Genomic DNA, 12,273 nt, shown 5'->3' on the forward strand with positions numbered 1-12,273 from the left:
GGCACGCTTGTGTCGCCCATCTCATGGCGAATCGACGCTCGGGGTGGGGGCGAGAGTCGAAAGCCTCTTCTTCGGTGACCTAAGTCGCGGGGTGTTCGCGGGCGCGGGCTCCCGCGGGGGTTCGCGGGTAGATTCGGCTCATGTCCCCCTCGGAGTCCGTCGGCGAGGCCGTGCGGGAGCACGGCGCTCCGCGGTATCGCCGGCTCCTGCCCGCGGCGGTCGCGGACGCCTGGGAGCCCGGTGATGGTAGGTCAGGGCGGCGCGTCCGGCGGACCACGCGCGACTGGTTCGTGGACGTGTGCGTGTTCCTGTGCGCGGCCTGCTTCGCGGTGGCGACCGCGGCGGCCAAGGGCGAGCCGTCCTACGTGCCGGCCTGGCTGCTGGCCGCCGACCAGCTCACCGGCGTCCTCGGGTGCGTGGCGCTGTGGCTGCGCCGCAGATGGCCGGTCGCGCTGGCCGTGGTCCTGTGCCTGCTCAGTACGTTCTCCGAGTTCGTCGGGGGCGCGGGCCTCGCCGCGCTGTTCACCGTGGCCGTGCACCGGCCCCTCCGCGTGGTCGCCCCGGTCGGCGCGGTCTCCATGGCCGCGTCGTTCGCCTACGCCTACCTGCGGCCCGAGCCCGAGATGCCGTTCGCGTTCCTGGTGGCGCTCGGCGTCACCCTGAACGTGGCGGTGATCGGCTGGGGCATGTTCGTCCGGGCCCAGCGCCGGCTCATGCTGTCGCTGCGCGAGCGCGTCGAACGGGCCGAGACCGAGGCGGAGCTGCGCGCGGAGCAGAGCCGGCTGCGCGCCGAGCAGGCCCAGCGGCTGGCACGCGAGCAGATCGCCCGCGAGATGCACGACATGCTGGGGCACCGGCTCTCGCTGCTCAGCGTGCACGCGGGCGCGCTGGAGTTCAACGCCGGGGCCTCCCGGGAGCAGGTGACACAGGCGGCGGGCGTGATCCGCGACAGTGCCCACCAGGCGCTCCAGGACCTGCGCGAGGTGATCGGCGTGCTGCGCGCCGGGGATGACGCCGAGGCCGGCCCGTCGGACCCGGACCGGCCGCAGCCGACCCTGGCCGGGCTGCCGAGCCTGGTCGAGGAGTCCCGGCAGGCCGGCATGCGGGTCACCCTGCTGTCCGAGGTCGGCGACCCGGACGCGGCCCCCGCGGCCGCGGGGCGCACCGCCTACCGCGTCGCCCAGGAGGGGCTGACGAACGCCCGCAAGCACGCGCCCGGCGCCGAGGTGCTGGTGCGCGTGTCCGGCGGCCCGGGGGACGGGCTGACGGTCGAGCTGCGCAACCCGCTGCCCGCGCGGAAGAGGACGGGTGTCCCCGGCGCGGGGCCCGGCGGCCTGTCCGAGCGGGAGGGGCCGGGGGTCGGCGGCGCGGGCAGGGGACTCGTCGGGCCGGTCGAGCGGGAGGGGACGGAGATTCCCGGCGCGGGCAGGGGGCTCATCGGGCTGGCCGAGCGGGCGACGCTGGCGGGGGGCCGTCTGGCCTGCGGCCCGCTGGCGTCCGGCGAGTTCCAGGTGCGGGCCTGGCTACCCTGGCCCGCATGAACCCGCCGATCCGCGTCATGATCGTCGACGACGACCCGCTGGTGCGCGCCGGGCTGTCGCTGATGCTCGGCGGCGCCCCCGACCTGGAGATCGTGGCCGAGGCGGACGACGGCGCCGCCGTCCCGTCCCTGGTGGACCTGCACGCCCCCGACGTCGTGCTCATGGACGTGCGCATGCCCGGGACGGACGGCCTGGCGGCGACCGAGGCCCTGCGGCGGCGCCCCCGGGCCCCCGAGGTCATCATCCTGACGACGTTCAACGCCGACGAGTACGTGCTGCGGGCGCTGCGCGCCGGGGCCGCGGGGTTCGTGCTGAAGGACACCCCGCCCGCCGAGATCGTGTCCGCGGTGCGCCGCGTCGCGGCCGGGGACCCGGTGCTGTCGTCGGCGGTGACCCGCAGGCTCATCGCCCACGTCGCCGGGAACCGGCCGGACCTGCGGCGCGCACGGGCCCTGGCGCGGCTCCGCGAGCTCAACGACCGGGAGCGCCAGGTGGCGGCGGCCGTCGGGCGGGGGAAGTCGAACGCCGAGATCGCCGCGGAGCTCTACATGAGCGTGCCGACCGTCAAGACCCACGTCTCGCGCATCCTGACCAGGCTCGATCTCAACAACCGGGTGCAGATCGCCCTGCTCGTCCACGACGCGGGCGTCCTCGGCCCCTGAGGGGCCGCCTCCCGTCAGGCGGCGGCCCGCCGGGAGCACCCCCGGCCTCGCGGCCGGGGCGTTTCTCACAAGATGGATCCTCACCGCCATCTCCTACCGCGTCCTCGGCCGCATCGCCGACGACGCGCTCGGCGTGGACGGCAGGTCCGTCCACCTGGCCACCATCGACCCCGAGTGGGAACGGCCGGACGTTCCGGCGGAGGAGGCGAGCTGATCCGGCGGTCTTGACCCGGCTTTGCCCGGTGAGTGAGTCGCGTCACCCTTCTTGGCAATCCGTTGGGGCTGTGCATAGGGTTGAAAGCGGACAAAAGGCGTGTAACCCGGCATTGTGCCGCTCCGCTCCGGACACGTCGTGCCCCCTCGTCATCGCCCACCGGAAATCCCACGGAAAGTCGCGTCATGAGCCACGGCAGCGGTCACAACCCGCCCGAGCACGCAGCACCCGAGCACGTGGTGTTCGAGATGGACCTCACCCTCCACGAGTCCCGCCGCCGCGCCGAAGTGATCTCGGCGCTCGGCCCCGGGTGGGACCCCCTCGCGGTCATGCGGGCCGAGGAGGAGGCCTGCGACCTGCTCTACTCCGGCCTGGACGCGCGGCAGCGCGAGACCTACGACATGCTCGTGGCGGCCGGCGTCCTGCCCCGGCGAGAGGCGGACCGTGCTTCCGATTGACCCGCACGCCGACATCGCCCGTCGTGCCTGGATCCCCTGCCCCCGCTGCCGTGACGACCGCGGCTGCGCCGACTGCGGCTCCGGTCGCAACTGCCGCGACCACTGGCGCTATCTGCTGAGCAACACCGGCAGCGTCCTGCACGTGCAGTGCCCCGGGTGCGCCCACCTCTGGAACCACGAGTCCGGCTTCGGAGCCGGCGGCAGGCCGCCCGCCCTGGCCTGACGCCGTCAGCGTCCTCCCCGGCCTGACGCCGTCAGGCGGAGGCGGGACCGGGCGACGGCGCCGGGACGTGCGCCACGGAGACGGCGTCGCCGGCGCACGTGACCCCCGCGTCCGGCACCGCATGATCAGGCCGAACGTGTCGCCGTGCTCGGCGATCAGATGCGTCTGCGGCTCCGGCCGGCGCTCGCGCCCGTGCGGATCCCGGCTCGGGACCGCGCGGCGGACGCGCGCGGCGGGTGCGCGGCCGATGGTACGGCCCTCCCGGCACCGGCGTTAGCATGCGGCAATGGTCGCCGACGATGTCCAGGAGACGCTCGAGTCGCTCGCCGCCGCGGTGGGGCGCGGCGTCTCCGTCGACGATCTCGACGGGCGCGTCATCGCCCACAGCGCCCACGGCGCCGACGCCGACCCCGTGCGCGCGCGGGCGATCCTGTCGCGGTCGGTGCCCGCCGAGGTCGGCGAGTGGCAGCGCGCCCACGGCGTCGGCGCGGCGACCGGGCCCGTGCGCGTGCCCGCCAATCCCGCGCTGTCCATGGGGGCGCGGCTGTGCGTGTCGCTCCTGCACCGGGGACGGCGGCTCGGGTACCTGTGGATCACCGAGGGCGAGCGCCCGCTGACGCCCGCCGAGACCGACCGCGCCGTACGGGACGCCGCCACCGTCGCCGCGCTGCTGGACGAGCAGGACTTCCCCGGCCCGTCGAGCCGAAGCCGCCGCGTCCTGCGCCGCCTGCTCACCGGCGACCGCGAGACCCGGTACGAGGCCGCCGCCGAGATGCTCGCCCGGGGCCTGGCCGACCACGACCGGCCGTACCGCGTGCTCGCCGCTCGCCCGGACGTCGTGACCGATCCCGGGCAGGCCGGGACGCTCGGCGTGACGCCCGCGGGGGTGGGCTCCGGGTTCTCCGGTGCCGGGGACGGGGTGGTCACCTCGGCGGCCGACCTGGAGCGCCTGATCGGCGGCGGGCTGCGCGGGCCGCGCGTTCCCGCCGCCTACGCCCGCATCGACGGCCTGACCGTCGTGCTCGTCCCCGAGGGTCCGGTGGCGGGCGCCCCGCCGCCGGACCGGGCGGGGCGGGGGAGCACGTGGCCCGGCGTCGTCCCCGGCACGTTCCCCCTGGGCGGCGCCGTGGGGGTCAGCGCCCGCCACGCCGGCCTGGAGACCGCGCGGGCGGCCTACCGCGAGGCGCTGGCCGCGTCGCGGGCGGTGGCGGCCGACCCGGCGATCGGCCCGGTGGCGGTGTGGCCGGAGGTCGGGGTCTACCGCTTCTTCGGCCCCTCCGCCGAGGAGCCCTCCGGCGCGCGGCCGGAGCCGCTGGCGCTGCTGGAAGGCCGCGACCCGCGCGGGGTGCTGGCCCGCACCCTGGAGGTCTACCTTGACTCGGGCGGCGACGCGCAGGCGACCGCCGAGGCGACGCACCTGCACCGCACGAGCCTCTACTACCGCCTGCGCCGCATCGAGGAGATCACCGGCCGCGACCTGCGCGACGGCCGCGACCGCCTCGAACTGCACCTCGCCCTCAAGCTCGCCCGCTGGAACGCCTCCCGGTGACCCGCCCGCCCGCCGTGCTCGCCTGAGAGGACCCGAGCCGACCTGGGCGGATCTGAGTCGCCCGTGACGGATCCCAGCCGGCCGTGGCGGATCCCAGCCGCCCGTGACGGGCCTGGGCCGTCTTCGCCGGTGGCATCCCTGGTCACGACGGGTGGGTCGGTTTCGGATTTCCGGAAAGACCGGTAAAGGGGTTCCCATAGGCCCGCAAATTCGTTATAACAACCTATCAACGTAACGATTGCTCACCAGGGGGCGGCGTGGGCGGGGAGGAGGACTCTTGAGGATCATCACGAGCGGTGGCCGCAGGGCCGGAGCCGTCGCGCTGAGCGCCGCGCTGGTCATCGCGGCCGCCGGGTGCGGCGGGACGGACGCCGGGGGGACCGGCGGGGGAGGCGGGGCGCGCGCCGTCACCTTCCTCACCCACTGGGGCCCCGAGCAGGTCGCCATGCTGAAGAAGGCGGCCACGGCCTTCCAGGAGAAGAACCCCGGCGTCACGGTCACCGTCCGCGCCGTGCCGTTCGCGAACCTGCTCAGCACGCTGCGCACGCAGGGCGCGAGCCCCGGCGGCCCCACCATCGCGAGCATCTACGACCTCTGGCTGCCCGAGCTCGTGCGCGACGGCCTCGCCGCCCCCGCGCCCGCCGACGTCGCCCAGGACCTGTCCGCCGGCTGGCCCGCCAACCTCGTCGAGGGCGTCACCAAGCAGGGGCGGCCCCGCGGCTACCCCAACGAGGTCGACCTGTACGCGCTGAACTACAACAAGAAGCTGTTCGCCGAGGCGGGCATCGCCGCGCCGCCCAAGACCTGGGACGAGCTGGCCGCCACCGCCGCCAAGCTGACCAAGCGCGACGGGGGCGGCGGCAAGGTGACCCAGCAGGGCTTCGGCGTCATCACGAGCTGGGCCGCGGGCGTGGTGCACCCCTGGCTGTCGCTGGTGAACTCCAACGGCGGCGCCCTCGTCGACGGCTCGGCCCCCAAGCTGGACGACCCGAAGGTCCAGGCCGCCACCGACCTGTACGCCAAGCTGGTGAAGGACGGCGTGACCCAGCCGTCCATGAGCAACGCCAACGCCAACACCACCGGCCCCTACCTGGACAACTTCGTCAACGGCAAGACCGGCATGATCATCATGGCGAACTGGTGGCAGAGCGCGCTCAAGGAGGCGATGGGCGACCGGTTCGCGGACGTCGGGGTCGCGCCGATCCCCGTCGGCCCGGACGGCGCCGCGTCCGCACCGGTGTCCTACTCCTGGCTGACCATGGTGAACGGCAAGGCCGACCAGGCCAAGCAGGACGCCGCGTGGAAGTTCCTCACCTACCTCAACGGGCCGGACAGCGGTCAGAACGGCTCGTCGGCCATGGGCGACATCCTGGTCTCGATGGGCATCCTGCCCAGCCGGACCGGGGACCTGTCCGCCCACAAGGCCGAGCTGTCGGACCCGTTCCTGTCGGTCTACGTCGAGCAGCTCCCGCACGCCAGGCCGTTCCCCGCTGTCCTCGGCGGCGAGGAGATGAGCCAGGCCGTGCAGAAGCACATCGAGAACGTCGTCTTCGGCAAGGAGACCGCCAAGGAGGCCATGGACGCCGCGCAGCGGGAGGTCGCCGGCATCCTCACCAAGGCCGGCGCATGACCTCTCCCTCCGTGACCACCGCGACCGCCGGGCGGGGCCCCTCCGCCCGGTGGGGACGTGACCTCGCCGCGGGCCATCGCGGCGCCGCGGTGGTGTTCCTGTCGCCGGCGATGGCGGTCATCGTCCTGTTCGTGGTGGTGCCCATCGGCCTGACGTTCTGGATCAGCCTGCACGAGTGGTCGATGTACACCCCGCTGACCGACATGGCCTGGCGCGGCCTCGCCAACTACCGCGAGCTGCTGGCGGACCGGGACTTCTTCACGGCGCTGCGCAACACGCTCGTCTACGTCGTGCTGGTCGTGGCGGTCACGCTGCCCCTGGCGGTCGCGCTCGGCATGCTGCTGTACTTCCCGAAGTCGGCGGCCAAGGGCGTGGCGCGCGCGGTGCTGTTCTCGACCTACGTCGTGCCGACCGTCGCGACCGCCATCGTGTGGGGCGCCCTGTACGCCCCGGACTACGGCCCCTTCGCCCAGATGTTCTCGGCCGTGGGCCTGAGCGCCCCGGCATGGCTGAGCGAGCCCGGCACGGCGCTGGTCTCGCTGGTCGTGTTCCACGTGTGGCAGATGATCGGCTACTACACGATCCTCGTCGTCGCCGGGCTCACGCAGATCCCGCCGGACCTGTACGAGGCGGCGCGCATCGACGGCGCCGGCTTCTGGCGCCAGACGGTCAGCGTCACGCTGCCGCTGCTGCGCCGCACGACGATCTTCATGACGCTGATCACCGTCATCAACGCGATCCAGGTGTTCGACCCGGTGTACATCCTGACCCAGGGTGGCCCCGCCGAGAGCACGTCGGTGGTGTCCTTCTCGATCCAGCGCGAGGCGTTCCAGTACGGCATGGCGGGCCAGGCGAGCGCGATGGCGTTCAGCCTGCTCATCGTGCTGCTGGCCATCGGCGGGCTGTTCCTCGCGGCGATGCGGAGGCGCTCATGAGCGCGCCGGTCGCCCCCGCGCGGGAACAGGCCGCCCCGGAGGCGGCCCGGGTGCCCGCGGCGCCGGTGAGGTCCGGGCGGCTCGTGAGGCGCGCGGCGGTCTCCCTCGTCATCGGGCTGGTCATGCTGCCGCCGCTGTTCCCCCTGTACTGGATGCTCGTCTCCGCACTCAAGGGGCCGGAGGAACTGCAGAAGACCCCGCCCACCTGGTTCCCCGCCGACGTGACCTTCGGCGCCTTCTCCGAGGTGTTCTCGGTGGTCCCGTTCGGGCGCGCCTTCCTCAACAGCGCGCTCATCGCCGGGGTGTCCACGCTGTCGGTGCTGGTCACCAGCGTCATGGCGGGCTACGTCTTCGCGAAGTACCACTTCCGCGGCAGAGATGTGATCTTCTGGGCGGTCGTGGCAACCATGTTCCTTCCCCCCATCGTCACCCTCGTCCCCCTGTACTGGCTCGTCTCCACGATGGGCCTCGCCGACTCCTACGCCGGCGTCATGCTGCCCTGGCTGGCGAACGCCTTCGGCATCTTCCTCATGCGCCAGTTCATCGCCGACGTCCCCGACGAGCTCATCGACGCCGCGCGGGTCGACGGCGCGGGCGAGATGCGCATCCTGTGGGGGGTCGTCACCCCGCTGCTGCGCCCCGCGCTGGTCAGCCTGGCGGTGTTCGCGTTCGTCTTCCACTGGAACAACTTCCTGTGGCCGCTGTCGATCCTCCAGGACGACGGGAAGTTCCCCGTCGTGCTCGCCCTCGGCCAGTTGCTCTCGTACAGCACCAGCGTGCGGTACCAGAACGTGGTCATGGCGGGCGCCCTGATCGCCAGCGTGCCGACGATCCTCGTGTTCCTGCTCGCGCAGCGCGTCTTCGTGCAGAGCGTCTCGCGCACGGGGGTCAAGGGATGAACGGGACCAGCGGGACGTACGTGGGCGTCGACGTCGGCGGCACCTCGGTCCGGGGCCTCACCGAGACCGCGCGGGGCCGCGGCGAGCCGGTCGCGCTGCCGGTCGCGCGCGGGTACGAGGCGTTCCTCGCCCAGCTCGCGTCCCTGTGCCCGCCCACTCCGCGGGCCGTCGCCGTCGGGCTGCCGGGCACCTCGCTGCGCGGGACCCCGGTCTTCGTCCCCGCCCTGCCGTGGCTGGAGGGACGCCCGCTCGCGGCCGACCTCGCCGAGCGCGTCGGCGCGCCGGTCTCGCTGGCGCTGGACGGCCACCTCACCCTGCTGGCCGAGTCGGCCGAGGGCGCCGCGAAGGGGCTGCGCTCGGCCGTCCTGGTCGCCCTCGGCACCGGCGTCGGCGGGGCGCTGCTCGTCGACGGCCGCGTCTGGCGCGGCGCGCACGGCAGCGCGGGCTCGTGGGGCTGGCTCCCCGCACCCGTGCCCGCCGACCCCCGCCAGGGGCCGTTCGAGCGGGTGGCGGCGGGCTCGGCGCTGCGGGGAGGGCCGAGGCTCGTGGCCGCCGCCCGCTCCGGCGACCCGGCCGCGCTCGCCGGGCTCGACGACTACGCGGGCCGCCTCGCGCCGGGCGTCGCCGCCCTGGCCGCCGCGCTCGATCCCGAGGTCGTGCTGATCGGCGGCGGCATGGCCGACGCGATGGACGTCCTCGGGCCGCTTCTGGACGCGCACGTCGCGCGCTGGACGTCCCCGGACGGCCGCCGCGTTCCGGTGCGCGCGACCGCCCTCGGGTCGCGCGCGGGAGTGGTGGGGGCCCTGCTGGCCGCCCGCCTCGGGGAGGAATGGTGATCGTGCCCCCGCTCGACCCCACTTCGGGCGTCCCGCTCTACCTGCAGGTCGAGAGAAGCCTGCGCCTGCGCATCGACGCGGGCGAGTGGCGGCCGGGGGAGAAGCTGCCCACCGAGGGCGAGCTCGGCAAGGCCTACGGCGTCAGCCGCGTCACCGTCCGCCAGGCGCTGGCCCGGCTGGTCGACCGCGGCGCGCTGGTGCGCGAGCAGGGCCGCGGCACGTTCGTCCGCGACACCAGCCTGACCGCCGGAGCCCGGGGCGTCACCTCGTTCAGCGCCGAACTCCAGGTCCTCGGCCACACCTCCGGCGCCCGGGTGCTGGAGCAGGTGGTCGTCACCGCGGCCGAGGCCGACCTGCCGCCCGAGATGGGGCTCGCGCCGCGGGACCCGCTGCTGCGCCTGCGCAGGCTCAGGACCGACGGCTCACGGCCGGTCGGCGTGCAGACGGCGCTGCTGCCCATCACGCGCTTCCCCGGCCTCGCCGACCTGGACTTCGCCGACCGGTCGCTCTACGAGACGCTCAGGAGCGTCTTCGGCGTCGTCCCCCGCGAGGCGGTCGAGACCTTCACCGTCGGCGGAGTGCTGGACGAGGACGCCCCCACCCTCGGCGTCGCCCCCGGCGCCCACGCCTTCTACGTCGAACGGCTGACCTTCGACGCCGCGGGGCCCTTCGAATACGTGCGCAGCGTCATGCGCGGTGACCGATACCGCGTGCGGCTGGCGCTGCGCGACACCCACTGATGGAACCGATGGAGAGGAACACACCGTGACGTACACCCGTACGCTCATCGATATGCTCGACCGCCTGGACACGTCCCAGGGCGAGGCGCTGAACACCGTGGCCGAGCGGTGCGCCGACGCCGTGCAGAACGGCGGCCTGATCCACCTGTACGGCAGCGGGCACTCGGTGATCCCCACCATGGACGCCTTCCCCCGGTACGGCAGCTTCGCCGGGCTGCACCCGCTGACCGACCCCCGGCTGATGTGGCACAACGTGCTCGGCCCCGGCGGGGTGCGCGAGCTGCTCTGGCTGGAGCGCACCGAGGGCTACGTCCAGCAGTACCTGGACCACGAGCCGCTCTCGGCCGGAGACGTCCTGATCGTCTACTCCCACGGCGGACGCAACGCCGCCCCCGTCGAGGCCGCGATGTACGGCGCCAAGCGCGGGCTGTTCACCGTCGCGGTCACCTCGCTGGCCAACCTCGACCGGCCGGCCGAGCACTCCAGCGGACGGCGCATCGCCGAGGTCTGCGACGTCACCGTGGACACCGGGGTGCCGATCCAGGACGCCATCGTGGACGTCGAGGGCTGGGACCGCCCGGTCGGCGGGTCCTCCACCGTCGTGGCCTGCGTGGTCAGCCACGAGATCGTGACCCGCACCGCGGCCGTGCTGGCCGGGCGCGGGGTCGTGGTGCCCACGTTCGTCTCGCCCACGGTGCCGGGCGCCTCGGTGGAGTCCAACGACGAGGTGTTCGAGGAGCACCGCCGCCGGCTGCACGCGGCCAAGGGACGCGGGATCTCCTGACCCGGGCGCGGCCCCGGCGGTCACGCGGGCGGCCGGTCCTCGTCCTCGTGGTCGGGGTCGTAGCTGGTCGGCTCGGCGGGCAGGGTGTAGCGCTCGTCGATGAGGTCGACGATCCTGCGCCTGCCGCCCGCGGGGTCGCCGGGGTCGTGCGCCTCCTCGACCTCCGCGACCCGCTCGGCCAGGTCGTCGTCGCCCAGCGCGCCGCCGATCCAGCGCGAGTAGTCGCCCTGGCGCAGGTGGTGCAGCCAGGTCTCGTCGTCCACGCCCTCGGCCAGCTCGACGAAGGTGTGCAGGTTGCGGGCCCGCAGCTTCAGCCGCCCCTCGGGGCCGGTGAAGTAGAAGCTGTCGTCCTTGGACATCGTGCCCGCGGCGTACTTGCGCCGATGCCGGCTCCGCTCGGTGCGGGCGGGCACCAGCGTGAGCGATTCCGCCCGCGCGGAGCCGGTCCTCCACAGCGCGATGTCGCCCTTCCCGGACGCCGGCGGCGCGGGCGGCTCGTCCCCGCGGGCCCGCGCGAACGCCGCCAGCGTCCCGGCGGGGTTCTCGCCCACCGCGATCACCGAATCGGCCAGGCGCAGCGCCGCCGGGCTCATCGCCTCGGGGTGCACGGTCACCATGAGCAGCGAGCCGACGTCCTCGGCCTCCTTCACCGCGATCTCGGGAAGCTCGGCCGGCATCAGGTGGTGGGCCTCGTCCACCACCACCCAGTGGGGGTGCCCGAGCCGGGCGCGCAGGCTCGCCAGGCGCGGGAGCACCTCGGTGAAGAACCCCGGCCGGTCGCGCAGCGGCATGCCGATCAGGTTGACCACGACGTTGTGCCCCGGCGACTCCAGGACCCCCAGCACCTCCTCCACGCCGGGGGCGCCGTCGGGGCCGCCCAGCACGGTCATCTCCGGGAACTCGCTGTAGTCGCCCTCGGGGTCGATCACGACGCACTGGTAGCCGTCGTCGACGAGCCGCTCCAGCAGCGCCGTGGTCGCGGTCGACTTGCCGCTGCCCGACGGCCCGGCCACGACCAGGCCCTGCCCGTAGGGCGGCAGGCGCACCTCGGAGTCGTCCTCGCGGTGGCCCAGCAGGACGTGCCTGCGGGGAATCTCCCGCGCGTCCAGCTCGCCCGACAGCATCATCTCGGCGAGTTCGGCCACGCCCGCGCCGTTCTCCCCGGCCAGGGCCAGGTCGCAGCCCTCCTTGAGCGCGGGCAGCGCGTTGGCGACGGCCGCGCCGCACTCGGCGGCCGTCAGGAAGGCGTGGTCGTTCTCCGCGTCGCCCACTGCGGCCACGTTGTGGGGGGAGAGGTTCAGCCGGTCCAGGGCGGCGGCCAGGCCGCTCGCCTTGTTCACGCCCGGCGGCAGCACCATGACGGCGCCCTTGTTGTAGATCACCTGGAGCTCCAGCCCCAGGTCGCGGATGGCCTCCAGCACGGGCACGTCGTGGGGCGTGCGGGTGGCCACGATCACGTCCCCGGTGCCGAGCGGGGACACCCCCCGCGCGCGCAGCCGCTCCAGGAACCCCTCCGGCGGCGACGCGGCCAGGGCCTCGCGGGTGCGTTGCGCCGGGTCGTACAGCACGGCGCCGTTCTCGGCGACGATCAGGTCGAACAGGCGCGCGTGCGCGAAGACCTCCAGCAGGTCGTCGAGTTGCCGGCCGGTGACCAGCAGCAGCTTCACCCCCGCCCGCGACAGGCGTTCCAGCGTGGTGAGGGTCTGGTCGGCGATCCGCCCCTTGTGGACGAGCGTCTCGTCGAAGTCGCAGGCGAGCACGTGGTAGCGCATGCCGTGCCCCCTACCCCTGGGGGCGGGGTC

At 74.1% G+C, this 12,273-nt stretch carries 12 protein-coding genes; 11 read left to right on the plus strand and 1 reads right to left on the minus strand.

The features are described from left to right. Window positions 1-140: 140 nt before the first annotated feature. The 11 genes from DQ384_RS28155 (at window position 141) to DQ384_RS28205 (ending at window position 10,471) form a co-directional block, all read left to right on the plus strand. Window positions 141-1,541 carry a sensor histidine kinase gene (locus DQ384_RS28155; protein ID WP_114031905.1) on the plus strand — a complete coding sequence of 467 codons (1,401 nt, stop codon included), beginning with the start codon at window positions 141-143 and terminating at the stop codon, window positions 1,539-1,541. After that, window positions 1,538-2,203 carry a response regulator transcription factor gene (locus DQ384_RS28160; protein WP_114031906.1) on the plus strand — a complete coding sequence of 222 codons (666 nt, stop codon included), beginning with the start codon at window positions 1,538-1,540 and terminating at the stop codon, window positions 2,201-2,203. Before DQ384_RS28155 ends, DQ384_RS28160 begins: the two co-directional genes overlap by 4 nt. A gap of 399 nt (window positions 2,204-2,602) precedes the next feature. Continuing rightward, complete coding sequence (locus DQ384_RS28165) at window positions 2,603-2,875, plus strand: DUF6400 family protein (RefSeq protein WP_114031907.1); 273 nt, start codon at window positions 2,603-2,605, stop codon at window positions 2,873-2,875. Further along, complete coding sequence (locus DQ384_RS28170; protein ID WP_114031908.1) at window positions 2,862-3,098, plus strand: hypothetical protein; 237 nt, start codon at window positions 2,862-2,864, stop codon at window positions 3,096-3,098. The genes DQ384_RS28165 and DQ384_RS28170 overlap by 14 nt, the downstream gene beginning before the upstream one ends. Before the next feature lie 286 nt (window positions 3,099-3,384). After that, complete coding sequence (locus DQ384_RS28175; RefSeq protein ID WP_114031909.1) at window positions 3,385-4,647, plus strand: PucR family transcriptional regulator; 1,263 nt, start codon at window positions 3,385-3,387, stop codon at window positions 4,645-4,647. Between the two features lie 277 nt (window positions 4,648-4,924). Further along, window positions 4,925-6,277: an extracellular solute-binding protein gene (locus DQ384_RS28180; protein WP_220183178.1), complete on the plus strand. Its 1,353-nt coding sequence runs from the start codon at window positions 4,925-4,927 to the stop codon at window positions 6,275-6,277. Then, window positions 6,274-7,212: a carbohydrate ABC transporter permease gene (locus DQ384_RS28185; RefSeq protein ID WP_114031910.1), complete on the plus strand. Its 939-nt coding sequence runs from the start codon at window positions 6,274-6,276 to the stop codon at window positions 7,210-7,212. The genes DQ384_RS28180 and DQ384_RS28185 overlap by 4 nt, the downstream gene beginning before the upstream one ends. Then, window positions 7,209-8,111, plus strand: coding sequence for a carbohydrate ABC transporter permease (locus DQ384_RS28190; protein ID WP_114031911.1), 903 nt, complete (start codon window positions 7,209-7,211; stop codon window positions 8,109-8,111). The genes DQ384_RS28185 and DQ384_RS28190 overlap by 4 nt, the downstream gene beginning before the upstream one ends. Further along, window positions 8,108-8,947, plus strand: a complete 840-nt coding sequence (locus DQ384_RS28195) for an ROK family protein (protein WP_114031912.1) — start codon at window positions 8,108-8,110, stop codon at window positions 8,945-8,947. The genes DQ384_RS28190 and DQ384_RS28195 overlap by 4 nt, the downstream gene beginning before the upstream one ends. A gap of 2 nt (window positions 8,948-8,949) precedes the next feature. Next, on the plus strand, window positions 8,950-9,687 hold the full coding sequence (locus DQ384_RS28200; protein WP_220183179.1) for a GntR family transcriptional regulator: 738 nt from the start codon (window positions 8,950-8,952) through the stop codon (window positions 9,685-9,687). A gap of 25 nt (window positions 9,688-9,712) precedes the next feature. Next, window positions 9,713-10,471, plus strand: coding sequence for a sugar isomerase domain-containing protein (locus DQ384_RS28205; protein ID WP_220183180.1), 759 nt, complete (start codon window positions 9,713-9,715; stop codon window positions 10,469-10,471). A gap of 20 nt (window positions 10,472-10,491) precedes the next feature. On the opposite strand, the gene DQ384_RS28210 is transcribed toward DQ384_RS28205, so the two are convergent. Then, window positions 10,492-12,243 (minus strand): HAD hydrolase family protein, encoded by a 1,752-nt coding sequence (locus DQ384_RS28210; protein WP_114031914.1) that lies wholly within the window; start codon window positions 12,241-12,243, stop codon window positions 10,492-10,494. Window positions 12,244-12,273: the final 30 nt, after the last annotated feature.

The sequence above is a fragment of the Sphaerisporangium album genome (assembly GCF_003323745.1).
GTDB classification, from domain to species: domain Bacteria; phylum Actinomycetota; class Actinomycetes; order Streptosporangiales; family Streptosporangiaceae; genus Sphaerisporangium; species Sphaerisporangium album.

Coding starts and splice junctions, on each gene's coding strand:
- DQ384_RS28190 (WP_114031911.1), top strand. CDS start 7,209: ATGAGCGCGCCGGTCGCCCCCGCGCGGGAACAGGCCGCCCCGGAGGCG.
- DQ384_RS28155 (WP_114031905.1), top strand. CDS start 141: ATGTCCCCCTCGGAGTCCGTCGGCGAGGCCGTGCGGGAGCACGGCGCT.
- DQ384_RS28160 (WP_114031906.1), top strand. CDS start 1,538: ATGAACCCGCCGATCCGCGTCATGATCGTCGACGACGACCCGCTGGTG.
- DQ384_RS28185 (WP_114031910.1), top strand. CDS start 6,274: ATGACCTCTCCCTCCGTGACCACCGCGACCGCCGGGCGGGGCCCCTCC.
- DQ384_RS28210 (WP_114031914.1), bottom strand. CDS start 12,243: ATGCGCTACCACGTGCTCGCCTGCGACTTCGACGAGACGCTCGTCCAC.
- DQ384_RS28175 (WP_114031909.1), top strand. CDS start 3,385: ATGGTCGCCGACGATGTCCAGGAGACGCTCGAGTCGCTCGCCGCCGCG.
- DQ384_RS28165 (WP_114031907.1), top strand. CDS start 2,603: ATGAGCCACGGCAGCGGTCACAACCCGCCCGAGCACGCAGCACCCGAG.
- DQ384_RS28195 (WP_114031912.1), top strand. CDS start 8,108: ATGAACGGGACCAGCGGGACGTACGTGGGCGTCGACGTCGGCGGCACC.